This is a genomic window from Calditrichota bacterium (assembly GCA_020637445.1).
In the GTDB taxonomy this organism is placed as follows: Bacteria; Electryoneota; RPQS01; order RPQS01; family RPQS01; genus JABWCQ01.
In genome coordinates, this window is record JACJVZ010000002.1 from 447,905 (window position 1) to 460,404 (window position 12,500).

The 12,500-nt window shown below is 53.7% G+C and carries 11 protein-coding genes; 10 read left to right on the top strand and 1 reads right to left on the bottom strand.

The features are described 5' to 3' along the window. Positions 1–36: 36 nt before the first annotated feature. From tcmP to H6507_09790, 10 genes are all read left to right on the top strand, one after another. Positions 37–873 (top strand): three-Cys-motif partner protein TcmP, encoded by an 837-nt coding sequence (tcmP, locus tag H6507_09745; GenBank protein ID MCB9369377.1) that lies wholly within the window; start codon positions 37–39, stop codon positions 871–873. Next, entirely contained in the window at positions 866–1,594 is a 729-nt protein-coding gene (locus tag H6507_09750) for a phage Gp37/Gp68 family protein (protein ID MCB9369378.1), read from the top strand. Before tcmP ends, H6507_09750 begins: the two co-directional genes overlap by 8 nt. A 3-nt stretch (positions 1,595–1,597) precedes the next feature. Next, on the top strand, positions 1,598–2,887 hold the full coding sequence (locus H6507_09755; protein ID MCB9369379.1) for a 2-oxo acid dehydrogenase subunit E2: 1,290 nt from the start codon (positions 1,598–1,600) through the stop codon (positions 2,885–2,887). Between the two features lie 308 nt (positions 2,888–3,195). After that, positions 3,196–4,602, top strand: coding sequence for a dihydrolipoyl dehydrogenase (gene lpdA / locus H6507_09760; GenBank protein ID MCB9369380.1), 1,407 nt, complete (start codon positions 3,196–3,198; stop codon positions 4,600–4,602). Continuing rightward, positions 4,602–6,173 (top strand): hypothetical protein, encoded by a 1,572-nt coding sequence (locus H6507_09765; GenBank protein ID MCB9369381.1) that lies wholly within the window; start codon positions 4,602–4,604, stop codon positions 6,171–6,173. Before lpdA ends, H6507_09765 begins: the two co-directional genes overlap by 1 nt. A 44-nt stretch (positions 6,174–6,217) precedes the next feature. Beyond that, positions 6,218–6,850 carry an outer membrane beta-barrel protein gene (locus H6507_09770; protein ID MCB9369382.1) on the top strand — a complete coding sequence of 211 codons (633 nt, stop codon included), beginning with the start codon at positions 6,218–6,220 and terminating at the stop codon, positions 6,848–6,850. 352 nt (positions 6,851–7,202) lie between these two features. Then, entirely contained in the window at positions 7,203–7,670 is a 468-nt protein-coding gene (locus H6507_09775) for a DinB family protein (GenBank protein MCB9369383.1), read from the top strand. Continuing rightward, positions 7,667–8,083, top strand: coding sequence for a tRNA (adenosine(37)-N6)-threonylcarbamoyltransferase complex ATPase subunit type 1 TsaE (gene tsaE / locus H6507_09780; GenBank protein MCB9369384.1), 417 nt, complete (start codon positions 7,667–7,669; stop codon positions 8,081–8,083). Before H6507_09775 ends, tsaE begins: the two co-directional genes overlap by 4 nt. Beyond that, the gene (gene tsaB / locus H6507_09785; GenBank protein ID MCB9369385.1) at positions 8,080–8,709 is read left to right on the top strand and encodes a tRNA (adenosine(37)-N6)-threonylcarbamoyltransferase complex dimerization subunit type 1 TsaB; all 630 of its coding nucleotides are present in this window, start codon (positions 8,080–8,082) and stop codon (positions 8,707–8,709) included. Before tsaE ends, tsaB begins: the two co-directional genes overlap by 4 nt. 8 nt (positions 8,710–8,717) lie before the next feature. Next, positions 8,718–9,986, top strand: coding sequence for a hypothetical protein (locus H6507_09790; GenBank protein ID MCB9369386.1), 1,269 nt, complete (start codon positions 8,718–8,720; stop codon positions 9,984–9,986). Positions 9,987–10,064: 78 nt separating this feature from the next. Here the strand turns inward: H6507_09790 and H6507_09795 are convergent, their stop codons facing one another. Then, the gene (locus H6507_09795) at positions 10,065–12,284 is read right to left on the bottom strand and encodes a TonB-dependent receptor (protein MCB9369387.1); all 2,220 of its coding nucleotides are present in this window, start codon (positions 12,282–12,284) and stop codon (positions 10,065–10,067) included. Positions 12,285–12,500 lie beyond the last annotated feature (216 nt).

Genomic DNA, 12,500 nt, shown 5'->3' on the forward strand with positions numbered 1-12,500 from the left:
TTGTCGTACTTGCTAGAACAGCACTAGGAGAAGACCATGAAAGACGACGTTATAGGCGATTGGTCAGAAAACAAGCTAGAAATTATCGAGAAGTACGCCAGGCCTTACTCGCAAATCATGACGAGCAAGGGTTTCTATCACATTTACATTGACGCATTTGCAGGATCTGGTCGGCACATATCGCGACGATCAGAAAAGGAAGTGCTCGGTTCTCCGCGGATTGCGCTTGCAACTTCGCCGCCTTTCAGAGAGTACCATTTTGTGGAGTGGAACGAGAAAAGAGCAGAAGGACTCCGAGTTCTTGAACAAGAACACAGCAATCTCAAAGTATATTTCGGCGATTGCAACAACGTCTTGCCTCGCGAAATATTCCCCCTTCTCGCAAGATCTGGAAAACAGAGAGCATTGTGTATCCTCGATCCATATGCCCTCAATTATGATTGGAACCTGATATGCGCGGCTGCACAAACGAAAAAGGTCGATTTGATCTTGACGTTTATGATGATGGATGTACAAATGAATGTTTTGTTGAAAGACCCCAATACAATAAAGGAAACTCAGGCAAAAAGGCTCACACGTTCTTGGGGAGATGAAACATGGCGAAAAGCGGCCTATGAGGTTCACGACGAACAACTTAACATGTTTGGTGGGAGCGATCGAGTAAAGACGGGCAGTCTGCACTTTGCGAAAGAGTATGGACGTAGGCTGAAAGAGGTTGCGGGGTTTGAATATGTTTCTGATCCAGTTGAAATGTTGAACTCTCGTAAAGGGACAGTCTACTATCTCTATTTCATGAGCCATGCCTCTGTCGCGTTAAAGATAATGAAAGACATTGTTACAAGACTTCGAAAGAGACAGGTTGGGCATGCCTAAATCCTCAATCGAGTGGACGCACTCCACATGGAACCCTGTTACTGGTTGTAACAAGATTAGTCAGGGATGCAAATTCTGTTACGCCGAGCGGATGGCGAAGCGACTTCACGGAATGGGGCTTGAGAAGTATCGTAATGGATTTGAGGTAACGCTTCATCCCGAAGTGGTTGAGTTGCCAATCTACTGGCCGGAGCCTCAGACCATATTCGTGAACTCGATGAGCGATTTGTTTCACGAGAAAGTACCGCGAGACTACATTCTTGACATATTCATTACGATGGCTGTAGCTGATTGGCATACATACCAAGTATTGACTAAGCGTTCAGCGCGTCTTGCAGGATTGAGTAAGTTCCTGGAATGGCCGGAAAATGTTTGGATGGGTGTTAGTGTCGAGAATGAGGATGTGCTATTCCGAATTGATGATCTGCGAGCAAGTGATGCGAAGGTGAAATTCCTGTCATGTGAGCCGCTTATTGGCCCACTGCGAAACATGAACCTTGAAGGAATAGACTGGGTGATTGTCGGAGGTGAGTCTGGTCCTGGCGCTCGTTACATTTCACCTGACTGGGTACGCGACATTCGTGATCAATGCCAAAGAGCTGGCGTCGCGTTCTTTTTCAAGCAGTGGGGCGGTGTGGTGAAGAGCCGTACGGGCCGCACATTGGACAATCGGACGTGGGATGATATGCCCACACAATTAAACGTACTGCAGGAAGCATAGCGAATGCCTGATTTCAAAATACCATTTCTTGGAGACGGCATCACTAAGGGTGATGTTGTTAAATTGCTGGTCAAAGTTGGCGATACGGTCAAGGTTGATCAAGCGCTGTTTGAACTCGAAACCGACAAGGCCGTGATGGAAGTGCCGTCGGATGTCGAGGGAAAAATTACGAACATCCTGATTAAGCCGGGCGATAAAGTTGTGCCGGAACAGGTCGTGATGCAGATGGAAGGTGGGGCGGTGGCTGTCGCTGAAAAACCCGCAGCTCCCAAAGCCGAAGCGCCGAAACCTGCACCAAAGCCCGAACCAGTTGCGGCAAAAGTCGAAACCGTTCCTGCGCCAAAACCTGTTGCACCTGCGACCAACGGTCACATCAAAGACGACCGCATGCTTCCTGCCGGTCCTGCGGTGCGTCGCTTCGCTCGCGAACTGGGAGTTGATCTTTCGCAAGTCGCGGGCAGCGGCCCGCGCGGTCGGATTCTGATTGAGGACGTAAAGCTGTTCGTGCGCACGTCCGCGAAAGTTCCGAGCGCGGGCGGAGCAACCGTCAGCGCGATTGGTCCGCAACCCCTGCCGGATTTTGGCAAGTGGGGCGCAACGCATCGTGAACCGATGTCGAATGTCCGCCGTGCAACGGCGCAAAAACTCTCGCGCGATTGGAGCACCGGCCCGCAAGTCACGCAGTTCGACGAAGCCGACGTAACCAACATCGAAAAACTCCGCAAGCAGTTTTCTCCCTTGGCCGAAAAAGCCGGCGGCGCGCTGACGATGACCGCGATTCTTCTGAAAATCTCCGCAGCGGCGTTGAAAGTTTTCCCGCAGTTTCGCGGCAGTCTCGATTTTCAATCCGAGGAAGTCGTGTTCAAGGATTACTACCACGTCGGCGTCGCGGTGGATACCGAGCGCGGCTTGTTGGTGCCCGTGATTCGTGACGTGGATTCAAAAAACCTGATTCAACTTTCCGTCGAACTCACCGAAGCTGCCGGACGCGCGCGCGACCGCAAACTCGCGCTCGAAGAAATGCAGGGCAGCGTGTTCACGATTTCAAATTTGGGCGGCATCGGCGGTACGAACTTCACACCGATCGTCAATCAACCCGACGCCGCGATCCTCGGCGTCTCGCGCGCACAAACAAAACCCGTTTGGAACGGCAAAGAATTCGAGCCGCGCAGAATTATGCCGCTTTCGTTGTCCTATGATCACCGTCTGATCGACGGCGCCGACGCCGCAAGATTCCTAAGATGGATCTGCCAAGCCGTCGAAGAACCGTTTGTGCTGAGCGTGGAAGGTTAGGCACTTGAAAAGTGCCCAACGTGGCGCTGGCGCAAGTGAACTTCGATTTCGATTTGCGTTTGGCCTGTTCGGTTCTCTTAAGTAGGTCCTTACAGAGGATGACGGAAATTCAGAACAGCGCTCGGCAAGTTTTTCAGAGGGGTTTTTCGCTACGCCGAGCCTTTGTTCAGGATGACAATGCGTTTTACATTCTCGACTTGTCTGAATAACCCCCCTTAATCCCCCCGCGCGGCGCGGAGGGAGATCAGAAATCGACGCCGCATTTGTTTTCCTCTTTCTTCTTTTCCTCTTTCCTCTTTTTCTGAATCATGTCCGATAAATTCAAAGTCACAGTTTTGGGCGGTGGGCCGGGAGGTTACGCCGCTGCTTTTCATGCGGCGGATCACGGTCACGACGTCACGCTGATCGATCTCGAGAAAAATCCCGGCGGCGTCTGTCTTTACCGCGGGTGTATTCCGTCCAAGGCACTCTTGCATACGGGGAAATTGATCACGGATGCGCGCGACGCCGAAGCGCATGGTGTGAAGTTTGATCCGCCGAAAATAGACCTTGACAAATTGCGCGAATTCAAATCGTCGGTTGTGACTAAGCTCACCGGTGGACTTGGGCTTCTGACCAAGCAGCGCAAGATCAAATACGTGCAAGGTCGCGGCAAGTTTGTTTCGTCGAATGCGATTGAGGTTGAACTTGTTGCTGGCGGCACGGAGCGCGTTGAATTTCAAAAGTGCATCCTTGCCAGCGGATCACGCGCCGCGCAGATTCCGAGTTTTCCAAATGACTCTCCGCACGTGTGGAATTCGCGCACGGCGCTCGACCTGCCGGAAATTCCCAAACGGCTCTTAGTCGTAGGCGGCGGCTACATCGGGCTCGAACTGGGGTCGGTCTATAGCGCGCTCGGATCGAAAGTGGTTGTGGTGGAAATGCTCGACAGTTTGCTTGCCGGAGCGGACGCCGACTTGGCGCGCTACCTTGTGCAAAAACTTTCGAAAGAATTCGAAGCGATTCACACGGGGACGCGAGTTGTTGATGTGCAAGCGAATAAGAGCGGCGTGACCGTAAAGTTTGACGGCAAGCACACGGGCGAAGAGAAGTTCGATAAGGTTCTTGTGTCGATTGGACGCCGACCGAACGTCGAGAATCTTGGTCTGGAAAACACTAAGGTCAAAGTCGGTCAAGATGGTTTCATTATAATAGATGCGTCGCGCCGAACTCATGATGCGAATATCTGGGCGATTGGCGATTGCGCAGGGCAGCCGATGCTTGCGCACAAAGCCAGCGCGGAAGGACGCGTCGCGGTCGAATCGATTTCAGGAAAGAAGAGTGTGTTTGCGCCCAGAGCAATTCCTGCGGTCGTCTTCACCGACCCGGAAATCGCGTGGGCAGGGTTGACTGAGAATGATGCGAAGGCTGCAAACCGCGACGTGAAGATTTTGAAATTCCCGTGGCCCGCATCAGGCCGCGCGTTGGCGATGGGTCGCACAGACGGCGTCACAAAACTCATTTGCGATCCCGCGACGGGGCAGGTGCTCGGAACAGGCATCGCGGGCGTGCATGCCGGAGACTTGATCGGCGAAGCCGTGCTCGCAATAGAAATGGGCGCCACAGCCGAAGACGTCGCGCTTTCGATTCATGCGCATCCGACGCTCTCCGAAACTATCATGGAAGCCGCGGAAATGATTTACGGAAGCAGTGTGCATTTCGTAGGACGAAAATAGTGCAACCGCCGCGTGACACGACCAGAGACGTTTGGTCGATCACTTTTTCTTGGATTGAAGGTCTCCTCGAACGGCCGTGGATTATGTGGCTGTTCGTGTTTCTTGTTGCGGTTGTTTACATCGTGTCCTTTCCGTGGGCCGGAGACGACACGTTTGAAATGATTGCCACGGTGCGCGCGGCGTCCGAAAACCTCGTGCATCCGCAAAATCCGATGCTGGATCTTCCGGGCGATACGTCGCCGCGGTTCACGCCGTATGCAATGACGTGGGCGGTTATCGTACGGCTGCTCGGCGTAAGTGCCGTTTCGACAATCCAGTTTTCCGCGATCATAAATCTGATTCTGTTCGCGACCGGATTATCCAGACTTCTGCGCGTGGAATACCGGGACAAACGACTGGTCACCATGCTTGTGCCGATCATGTTGGTGTGCTGGGGAAGCGGCTTCGCGATGGCGAACGGCTATTATTGGCTGCTCTTTTTCATGAGTCTGACCTACGTTGCGGTTTTCGCTTACGGTGTGGGATTTCACGCGCTGGCTGAACTTGCACACTTTCTTAAGAGCAAACGAAGCCGCCACCTTTGGAGCTACGCGATCTTGAGTCTGGTCGTGTTTCTCAGCCATCCCATAACGGGAGTTTTCGTTTTCATGGTTGCCGCCGTCATGGCGTTTTTTGAATCATCAGCGAAACGAACGCTCCTGCTTCAAGCTGTCCCGTTTGCCGCTGTCGCGGCAATCATTTTTTGGCCGTACTTTGACTACTTGAAGACTCTGACGTCCGGCGCGGCGGGACATTGGTACAAAGAGATCATGTTCGCAAACCAAATCAGCGCTATTGGAGTTGCGCTGGTCGGGGTTCCGCTGGCTGTTTGGTACGGAATACGCCGCCAGCATTTGCCGGTGGTCTTGCTGCTTGGGTTGTTCTCGTGCGGCTACTTTTTGTCGTGGGCTTTGGACATTTCCATCGGGGCGAGATTTCTGTTCTTTGCGATGTTAACCATGCATTTGCTGCTTGCGCTGTATGCACTCGAGACTTTTGACAAACTAAGGCAGTCGCCGCGCCCGATCCCAGTTCGGCTTGTTTCACGCGTCGTGCTGATTCTCGCCGTCGTGCTCGTCGGCGTCAAAATGCGGGGATGGGAGATTAAGCACTCGGGCGAGATAGCTCTTCGTTTGATTGGCGCGCTGCCTGAAGAAGTTTCTGTGAAAGACAGATACGCGTTTCTCGAAAATGATCTGGGAGCGGGGGATATTGTGTTGGCCGAGGGAGAAACCGGTTGGCCGGTTCCCGGTATGACCGGTGCGCGGCTGGTTTATCATCAGCATGGAAACCCGCTGTTGGCCGACGAACTCGAAACTCGTTTGAACGCGACGACGCGGTTTCTTTCTAACGTCGACAGCGAAGATGAAATGCTCGAGGCTGCACGCAAATACCACGTGAGCCACGTACTCGTGGACCTCAAACGAGTGGATTCATATGCACCCGGTCTGTTCAACAAACTTGACGACATCGGAACTCGAGTTGAAGATCGGGACTCTCTTCTATTGTACCGGATCAATACAACTAAATAAGCGGAACGGTAAGAAGTAACCGCGCAAAAATAAAAGGTTATAGTATGAAAAGACTATTCATGATCCTATGCTTGTTGTTCATTTCTGTGACGACGCTCTACGCCGCCGCGCCGAGATTGGGAGTCAAAGGCGGTTTGATGTTCGGGAATGTCGATGAAGAAATTCCCGATCAGGTGATTCACTTCACGACGAAAAACCGGACGGGACTCGTGTTGGGAGCATGGGGAGAAATTCCGCTGGTTGTGCAGGAGAATTTTGCGGTGCGCGGGGATTTGCTCTACACTCAGAAAGGCGCGACATACGAAATTTTTGGCGGTGACATAACCGTGATCGCCGATGAGATGACGATTGCGCCGTTCTTAGTGTACTATCTTCCGGTCAAAGTCGTACGACCGTTTCTGGAGATCGGGCCGGAGCTTGGGTTGACTGTGAGTGACGGAACCAAAGTAGACGGCGATTCATTCAATTCAAATGGGAATTGGAAGGATGCGAATTTTTCGCTGAATGTCGGGGGTGGTGTGGAGTTTGGGCTCGGTGGAAAGGCTATCGCGCTGGAATTGAAATACAATCTTGGGTTGACGGATATGGGAGGATGGGGGGAAGATGCGCCGGGCGCAGGGAAAACGACTGCGAAGACGTATGGCGTGCAGGTGCTGGCGAGTGTGGCGTTGTTTTAAGGGGGGCTTGGGTAGATCCTTCACTTCGCCAAGCCTTCGTTCAGGATGACAATGTACTTTTGTTTTGTCATCCTGAAGCCGCCGCGGCTGAAGGATCTTGTTGCGAAACCGACCGATGTCCAAGCGCGCGCCACAAACGATGTAGGGGCGGATGGCAATCCGCCCGCTTTGATTAAAGTAGCATCAGACGTGCGGGGCACCCGCAACGGGTGCCGCCGCGATGGAACACCCCAGAACCCCCTTGACTTCTTGTACAAATGTTCATATGTTTGTGGACCGGGATTGATGGGATTATTGGTTTCGGGATGTTGTTGCAAAATATTGTTTAACCAGATTTTAGAAGGACCCACCCATGCAGATGATGAAGATGATGATTCAGCCGAGGATTGACTATTTCAAGATGATCCACGGTGTGACGAAACGAATTTTGGACCAGATGCCGGCAGACAAAATGGACTTCAAGCCGACGCCCGAGGTGCGCTCGTGGTCGGAAACTGTTCAGCACATGTATGGTTCGCACGAAGCTCTGATGAAGATGACGCGCGACGGGAAGTTCGTCGAAGAAGCCAGCGCGAAAAATCTGTCGAAGGCGGAACTCGCGGCGTTCGTCGATGAGAAATTTGCTGCAGCGATGAAGGTGTGGGACGAAATCAAGGACGAAGACTTGAACAAGAAGGTCGAAGCGTGGGGCGAGACGATGGATTCGTACCTCTTCCCGTTTTTCGCAGTCGATGAACACTGGCACCACCGCGGTGCGCTGACGATTTACCTGCGCATGAACGGAATTACGCCGGTGATGATCTACGACTACCAGCATTGATTACTCGTTCGCCCGAAGAAACTCTCGCTTGGGCGGAGTCGTTTGCGCAACGGCTCCGTCCGGGCGACGTAGTCTGTCTGTCCGGTGAACTCGGTGCGGGAAAATCCGTGGTCGCGCGCGGCATCGGCAAAGGTCTCGGAGTTCAAGAAGACATCCTCTCGCCGACGTTCAATTACGTGCTCGAATACGAAGGCCGTGTGCCGCTCTTCCACGCGGACCTGTACAGACTTCAAGATGCGAATGACTTTGTTGCGTTAGGACTTGAAGAATACTTCGAGCGCGACGGCATCTTCCTGATCGAATGGCCCGAACGTATTTCTGATCTTCTGCCTGCAAACTGCTACCACGTCCATCTGGACATTCTTCCCTCCATGACTGAACGTTCCCTCCTCATCTCCGAACCCAAAGCATGATCTTCTGCCTCGATTCATCCGGCCGCGAAACTCTTTTGGGACTTGCGAAAGACCAACAGGTTCGTGAAATCATGTTGAAAGACCGCGACAGCCTGAAAAGCTCGTTCCTTGAATTGCTGGACAGCATGGGAGCTGCTCCGGCAGAGATTGCCGCAATTGCTATAGGGCAAGGCCCCGGCTCGTTTACGGGATTACGTGTCGGATTTGCTTTCGCGCACGGCTTGGCACGAGGTTTGGATGTGCCGTTATGGCCTGTGCCCTCTTTCGACGTTTTGGCGCACAAAGTGTTGCCAATTTCCGACACGGTGACCGTGCTTGTGCAGGCGCGCAAGGAAAGATGGTTCGCGCAGAGCTATGGCGAGGACGCGAAGGCGCGTGTCGTGCTCGATGCGTCAGAATTGGCGCAATGGTTGCCCTTAGGTGGGGTACTCTGTGGTCCCGGATGCAAGAGCCTGCCGGAAGAACTTCAAGCCAAACTTGAAGACCGCATTCCGGCGGACGAACGATTACATAGACCACAGGCGGACACGTTGATAGAACTTGCCCAGACGACATGGACAAACCGGGAGCGGCTTGCGATTAGCGACGTGCTGCCGGACTACGGATTGGAATTTGGAGCGGCATAAATCCCTTAATGAAGAGCTTACTAATTCGGTTAATTGCGTTCACGGCCATCATGTGGCTCGCGGCATCCAGTGCATTCGCACAGGCGCCGGCGTCGTCCATGTACGGCTTTGACCGTGCGCCGACTCCCGTTTGGGCGCGCCATTTCGGCGGCTCCGAAGACGACGGAGCATACGCCGTGCTCTCGCTTGATGACGGCGGATACGTTCTGGCGGGAGATATTTTCGCGGACAACGGCAATCGTCAAATGTGCTTGATGAAATTGGGACGATATGGCGACCTGATCTTCAAGAAAATTTACACAGGGTCCGGCGTTTCTTCGGCGCGCGCGGTACGTACAACCAACGACGGCGGATTCATCTTGGCCGGATCGACACGCGGTCCCGGCGGTTATGGAACCGACTTATACGTCGTGAAGACTGACTACGACGGTGACGTCGAATGGTCGCGGATTTCGCAAGACCGCGGCGGCGATTTCTCAGAAGATATTCTGCACGCGCGCGGCGGCGGATTTGTCAGCGCGGGCAAAAATGCGCTCGACCTAAAAGGCGCGTACAACATCGTCAAGCTGAACAAACCGGGGACCGTTGTGTGGACTCGCAACTTCTCGGGCGAGCAAGCGAACGCAATTGTTGAAATCAGCAATGGCCGCGTGGCTGCCGTAGGCTATACGAAAGACATACCGGAAGGAACGATTCCGGTGATTGCCGAAGAGAATCCGCAATTTCCGTGGGTTGAGTCAAAGAAGAAAAACACTGGCCCGTGCGGAGACGCATCGGCTTTTCTGTTTACCGAGATCGATTGGAAAGGCGTCGTCCTAAAAGAGCATGTGTATTGGTACGGCAAGTACGACGTCGGCAACTCGCTTGTGGCAACTCCAGAAGGTGGGTTTGTACTGGCAGGATCCGTCGGCGGATGTCCTGACGCTCCGTCTGGATACGATTGCTGGATTGTGCAGACGGATAGCTTGGGCGACACGTTGTGGGCGAAAACTTTCGGCGGCGTGCAGGAAGATCAGGCCTACTCGATACTCGCCGAAGACGACGGCGGGTTTGTGATCGCAGGCAGCACGCGCTCGTGGGGACAAGGCGGCGCGGACATGCTGCTGTTCAAAGTCGACGGCCGCGGCAGCGTGTTGTGGAGCACCGCGATTGGCGGACCGGGTGACGACATTTGCTACGAAGTCCAACACACGGATGGCGGATACATACTCTCAGGAACAACGACTTCGTACGGTGACGGCGACACGGATATGTATCTTGTGAAAGTGGAGCGGTAGACCCGCTCATTCTGAATTTGACTAATAAAAGCGGGCAGCCTAAGGCTGCCCGCTTTTTTCTTTGTTGAGACGAAAGCATCAATCCTGCTTCCGGAAATCGAAGTCGTAGAGGAGCTCTACACGGTAGGTGCGGGGGGGCATTCTGTAACGCTCCATCTCTTCGTATTGCACATTGGTTAAGTTTTCGACGTGCAGACTCAAACGTGTGCTTTGGCGGAATTGAAATGCGATACGCGCATTCATAACGGTAAAAGCATCCGGTGCGTCGTTTTGATAGAAAACAACCGTGTCTGTTTTGGCGACGTGCCGCATTTCGAAGCCATAAGTTGTGCGGCGGTACGTGTATTCCGCGCCGACGAAGAAGCGCCACTCGGGGACATAGGTCAGCGGTCCTTCGTTGTTGATGTCGGTGTGCAGATAAGTCGCGGCGAAAACCGTGTTGACGTTGCGCGGCCAAGCTGAGCGAATACTGAACTCACCGCCGTCGATTTGCGCTTCGGCGAGGTTTTCCGTCTTGAACCTTCCGCCCGCGAGAACCTGCCACCGAATAATATCGTTGTAGTCGTAGTGAAAACCCGCGGCGTCCATGACTACGTGATCGTTGATGCGGCAATTCACGCCGACTTCGCCGAAATCCACAGTTTCCGGATCAAGATCGGGATTGGGAACGAATTCGTAATCCTGCGTGCCGACTTTCTTCAAGAACATCTCGGCGATGGACGGATTGCGAAACGCGTGACCGACCGAGCCGCGCAGGACGACGTTCTTCCGGGCTTCGTAGGAAATTCCGGCTTTCGGCGAAACTTGCTGCGTCGATTTTCCGCTGACAAGATGACGATAGTCGTAGCGCGCGCCCGCGGTCAGGTGAACACTTTTGTGAACGGTCCAATCGTCTTGACCAAATCCTGCAAGCGAGACGGCCTGTTGCCGACCGTAGAGATAATCTTCGGGAACTCCTTTGACGAAATCCCACGTCGCATCGAAACCGAACACCAGCGTATGCCCGCCGGGAGCGATCTTCGTGGATTTTTCGAGGATGCCGAGTTTTTGCGAGAGCGAACGAGTCTGAAAATCAATCGGCGTGTCACCTTCTCGCGGTTCGCTCGACGGATTAAACAGCGAACGCGTGAGATCACGGTTGTAGAAGAAACGCAGGGTGTAGTTCGAGCGCGGCGACTCGATGCGGCGATAGACCAAATCGGACGAGAAAGTTTGCTTGCGCTGCAGGTCATTGGTGTAGATGTCGCGCACGCGCAGAGGTTCAGCGACGCTTTCCCACGGATGCGGATATTCGTTTTCACCGTCCAAAAAGATGTTGGACAGAGTCAAGCTGCGTTCGGGAGTGTAATCATACACGAGCTTGGTGAACGCCGTGAGATTTTCTGATGCCGAAGATTGTCTCCAGCCTTCGGAATTGCGGCGAGTGAAGTTCGTGAAGTAGCCAAGCCGACCGACGGAATTGGAGTGACTGAAAGAGAGATCGCTGCGCGTAGTCATGCGTTCCGTGTAGCGAGCCCATGCCGGAGGTTTCTGATATATTCCGTAACCCGCACGAATGCGCGTATACTCTCTGTGCGTCGGTGAATGCGTAATCATGTTCACGACGCCGCCCATCGCATTGGAGCCATAGAGCGCGCTGTAGGCTCCTTTGACGACTTCCACACGTTCAATCACGTCTTCTGGATAGAGCTGCCAGCTTGCTCCGTCGGTGTCGGAAATGACTGCGGGCCGGCCATCGACTAAGAGCAGTGTTCGGTTGCCGACGCCGCCGCCGAGTTTATCTGACGATCCGCGAATCGAGACATTCGAGACAATCGCTCCGCCAGTGCGGTGCACGTCTACGCCGGGAACGGCATCGAGCACGCGGTCTAAGGAACTTGGCGCACGGTTTTGCACTTCCGTGGAGCGCACGACTTCTACTTTGGTGGTTGATAGCCGCGCCGTTGTTTCACGAGCTTGTGCGGTGATAACCACTTCATCTGCTTGCAGCAAATCGGGATCGAGCTGAATGTTCTGCGTGAGAGTGTCGTTTTCGCCGATGGTGAACTTGTGTTCCGTCGTGCGATAGCCGATGCTGGAAACACGCAGCGTCCACTCGCCGCCGTTCGGTAAATGAAGCGTGAACTTGCCATCTTCGCTTGTGGACGTGCCGCGCAGTGTGCCGACCAACTGAATATTCACACCAAGCAAGCCTTCACCGGTCTGCAAGTCCGAAATCGTTCCGCGCAGCAATGTGGCACCCGCAGCGGGTACCGCCGCGATCATTGCGAGAACAAGATATGTTAGGTAGCGGATCATAGTGTTGTCATTATTGCAAGTATAGACAGACCCCCCTCAGAACCAAAGAACCAATCTTAAATTAGGAAAAGTGTTCGCCGAGCGGGGATTTAGCGTAGCGGTTCCCCGCCGGAATCTGGAAATTTTCAGCGTTCGGGGCACCCGCAGCGGGTGCCGCCGCGAATTATTGCATCTGAAAAATTTCGGTCTGCGGGGCAGGTGAAGACACCTGCCGCC

Coding starts and splice junctions, on each gene's coding strand:
- lpdA (MCB9369380.1), top strand. CDS start 3,196: ATGTCCGATAAATTCAAAGTCACAGTTTTGGGCGGTGGGCCGGGAGGT.
- H6507_09770 (MCB9369382.1), top strand. CDS start 6,218: ATGAAAAGACTATTCATGATCCTATGCTTGTTGTTCATTTCTGTGACG.
- H6507_09755 (MCB9369379.1), top strand. CDS start 1,598: ATGCCTGATTTCAAAATACCATTTCTTGGAGACGGCATCACTAAGGGT.
- H6507_09775 (MCB9369383.1), top strand. CDS start 7,203: ATGCAGATGATGAAGATGATGATTCAGCCGAGGATTGACTATTTCAAG.
- H6507_09750 (MCB9369378.1), top strand. CDS start 866: ATGCCTAAATCCTCAATCGAGTGGACGCACTCCACATGGAACCCTGTT.
- tcmP (MCB9369377.1), top strand. CDS start 37: ATGAAAGACGACGTTATAGGCGATTGGTCAGAAAACAAGCTAGAAATT.
- H6507_09790 (MCB9369386.1), top strand. CDS start 8,718: ATGAAGAGCTTACTAATTCGGTTAATTGCGTTCACGGCCATCATGTGG.
- tsaB (MCB9369385.1), top strand. CDS start 8,080: ATGATCTTCTGCCTCGATTCATCCGGCCGCGAAACTCTTTTGGGACTT.
- H6507_09795 (MCB9369387.1), bottom strand. CDS start 12,284: ATGATCCGCTACCTAACATATCTTGTTCTCGCAATGATCGCGGCGGTA.